This window comes from Serratia sp. DD3, assembly GCF_000496755.2.
Genome location: NZ_AYKS02000113.1, coordinates 1 through 3,492 on the forward strand (window position 1 = coordinate 1; position 3,492 = coordinate 3,492).

The window sequence follows — 3,492 nt, forward strand, 5'->3', positions numbered from 1 at the left end:
TTTTCTGTTTACTAGCTGTTTGGGGACTTTGGCAATGGTTAAAACCCTATCCGTCGCTCATTAATTTAACTGAACAGGAGCATCACGTGGTTGACAAATTATTAGCAAATGCAACTCCACGCTGTATTGGTCGTTATTTGGTGGATTTGCCGGAAAGTTTTAATGCTCCCATTGGTACTGTTTTTATCAATAAAAAAGAGATCGTGTTTCAACGTCTGTATTTACCGGCTTTTGAGCAACGTATTCGTTTACGGGAAGATGAATTGCGCAATACCAAAACCATCGATGCAGAGGATGCTCCATTTTTAAAAAATATTTATCCCTTACCCAATGGTATGCAAGGGGTCATCTTTGAAACTAATAGTAGTGAAGTTTCATCTGATGTTTTTCGCAGGTTGGAGGCACATGTTTATAATAATGGGGTGGCATTTACAACAGAATTAAGTGCCAAAAATCCAGATTCAGCACGCTATCAAAAAGAGCGGGAAGGTGACCCTGATTATTATAAAAATACCATGCAGGTAAAACTTAATGAACTAAAAAATTTACTGATTCGTTTACATGGACGGCAAGAAAATGAAATACCGACTGAAAAGGGGGTGTGCTTCCCTGATGGATTTATTTCTGGTGCATCGGGCGTAGCGAATGAAAGGGAGAATGTGAAATTTTCATATCGCTCCAAGATAAATCCACAGATATATTTTGTTTTTTCAACAGATAACTTTATAAAAGAAGAAACTTCTATGTTAGAACGTAGTTCTAGTATTAGTAATTTACTTTTAAATAATCAAGCAACAACTATAATGAAAGGGAGACGAGTGGTTAATAAGCTAACTGCAGAGGAGTGGCTAGTGGTAGGCAATGGAAAGGAAGTCAGTAGCGGGCATTTCTTTACTTTAAAAGTCAATGAAAAAACGAGTAGCCCACAATCTCCAGTTTTTAGCATGGTGCTCAAGCATGGCCCTCTCCCTGATGATGATTTATCACAAAATGAACTGATTGCTTTTTGGCAAGCGTTGACGCAAACATTGAGAGTACGCCCTGGGGCGATTTAATTTAGTGCAGTGAATAATAGGGGGGATTAAAACACCCCGACTAGGATCTCAGGTTTGGTAAAAGGTGTGCTGATGACTAACAAGAAAAAAACAGTTTCTATACTGCTTGCTTTGCTAGCTATCTGGTGGCTTTGGCAATGGTTAAAACCCTATCCGTCGCTCATTAATTTAACTGAACAGGAGCATCACGTGGTTGACAATTTATTAGCAAATGCAACTCCACGCTGTATTGGTCGTTATTTGGTGGATTTGCCGGAAAGTTTTAATGCTCCCATTGGTACTGTTTTTATCAATAAAAAAGAGATCGTGTTTCAACGTCTGTATTTACCGGCTTTTGAGCAACGTATTCATTTACGGGAAGATGAATTGCGCAATACCAAAACCATCCATCCAGATGATGGGCCCTATTTAAAGAATATTTATCCATTACCTAATGGTATGAAAGGGGTTATCTTTGAAACTAATTTTAGTAAAATCGCACCCGACTCAGCCAGAAAATTAGAGGCTCATATTTATAGTAACGGTGTGGCATTTAAAACTGAAATTGATGCTAGGAATCCTGATTCAGTACGTTACCAAAAAGAGCGAGAAAGTAACCCTGATTATTATAAAAATACCATGCAAATAAAGCTAAATCAGTTGAGAAATATACTATCTCGTCTGCGCGGAAGGCAAGAAAATGAGATCCCGACAGAGAAAGGATTGTGTTTCCCCAATGGATTTATTTCTGGTTCATCGGGGGTAGCGAATGAAAGGGAAGATGTAAGTTTTTCTTATCGCTCCCAGATAAATCCAAGGTTATTTTTTGATTTTTCAACTGATAATTTTATTCAAGAAGAAACCTCTATGTTAGAGCGAAGTTCTATTATCAGCAATGAGTTGAACAATAACCAAATAAAAACCTTGATGAAGGGGGTACGCCAAATTAATAAATTGGATGCAGAAGAGTGGTTAGCGGTGGGAAACGGGGAAGATGATAGCAGTGGGCATACGTTTATGTTAAACGTGAATGAAAAAAACAGTAGCCCGCAATCTCCCGGTTTTACTATAGAACTCAGTCATGGACCACTTCCTGATGAAGCGTTATCACAAAATGAACTGATTGCTTTTTGGCAGGCGATGACGCAAACATTACGGGTACGCCCTGGGGCAATTTGATTTGATACAGTGAATATCTGGGGTATTAAAACGCCCCAGATACGACTTCTTGTTCAGTAAAAGGTACCCCGATGACTAACAAAAAAAAGATAGTCTCAATACTCCTTGTTTTGTTGGTTTTTTGGGGACTTTGGCAATGGTTAAAACCCGCTACGCTTACCCGCTCGTTAACTGACAAGGAACAAGCCATGCTCACCCCTCTGTTACAACACCCAACACCGCGCTGTGTTGGCCTCTACCTTATCGATCTGCCCGCTGATTTTATGCCTGATGAGGGTGTGTTTTTTCTGATGGATGACAATCAAACCAAAATGGAGAGCCGGGAGCAGTATCGCCCCCCCTTTAACCAGTTGATGCAGCGCCGGGAGCAGGAGTTAAAGGCAACTGAACCTGATGATGTGCTGGATAAACCCTATTTAAAGCAGATGCATCCATTGTCGACTGATATGGTGGGGACGGTATTTGAACGTAATGAGAGTGCTGGAGTGCCGGATGTTGCCAGAATACTGGAAGCCTATAAATGGGATGCTGGCGTCACCTTTAAAATTGAGATCAAGGCAAGAGATGGGCGTTCCCCTCGTTACGACTCAAACAAGATGAAATATGGCAGTGATATATACGGCTATACCATCCCCGAAAAACTGGTTGCAGTACAGGATCTACTCAGGCGCACCACGGCCAGAGAAGACACCTTGATCCCTAATCAGCCGGGTTTTTGTATCTTGCGCGGTTTTATTGCCGGTAAACCGGTCGAGTCCTATGACTTTGGTATGGGGTATGTGCATAAGCATATCAAAAATCTGGTAGTGACTTTTAGCAGCAATAATTACCAGAGTACCGGCTCTACCCTGCTGCAGCAGGATGAGCGGATGATGGCGCAAGGCAAATACCATACGCTGCATAAAGGGAAACGGCAGATTAACGGGCTGGCAATTGAAGAGTGGCTGCTGGGGGGAGAAGTGACTGAGCGACAGTATGTGACCCCACCGTACGACGAATATTTTTTCTATCTTAAATACAATCAGCTAGATCCTACCGCGCAACAACCAGCCTTTGATATAAGGTTATATTACAAAACCGAAAATCTGGCACCAGAAGAGAGATTAAGCGAGGCACAACTGATCACGTTGTGGAAAGAGATCACTTCAACACTGCGCATCCGTCCTGGGGCAATTTGATTTCATACAGTTAATAGATGGGGTGTTAAAACGCCCCAGCTACGGCTTCTTGTTCAGTAAAAGGTACCCTGATGACTAACAAAAAAAAGATAGTCTCTGCA

3 protein-coding genes are annotated in these 3,492 nt (G+C 41.5%); all 3 read left to right on the forward strand.

Features of this window, described 5'->3' with window-relative positions; genetic code table 11:
* Positions 1-1,055 (forward strand): T6SS immunity protein Tli4 family protein (locus tag IO95_RS21205; RefSeq protein ID WP_037387128.1); only part of this gene is annotated, 1,055 nt, incomplete at its 5' end.
* A gap of 72 nt (positions 1,056-1,127) precedes the next feature.
* Positions 1,128-2,213, forward strand: coding sequence for a T6SS immunity protein Tli4 family protein (locus IO95_RS21210; protein WP_037387122.1), 1,086 nt, complete (start codon positions 1,128-1,130; stop codon positions 2,211-2,213).
* 188 nt (positions 2,214-2,401) lie between these two features.
* Complete coding sequence (locus tag IO95_RS21215) at positions 2,402-3,391, forward strand: T6SS immunity protein Tli4 family protein (RefSeq protein ID WP_037387125.1); 990 nt, start codon at positions 2,402-2,404, stop codon at positions 3,389-3,391.
* Positions 3,392-3,492 lie beyond the last annotated feature (101 nt).

What these genes read in the sequence shown, in the direction of transcription:
- IO95_RS21210 (WP_037387122.1), top strand. Translation starts at nt 1,128, where the DNA reads ATGACTAACAAGAAAAAAACAGTTTCTATACTGCTTGCTTTGCTAGCT.
- IO95_RS21215 (WP_037387125.1), top strand. Translation starts at nt 2,402, where the DNA reads ATGCTCACCCCTCTGTTACAACACCCAACACCGCGCTGTGTTGGCCTC.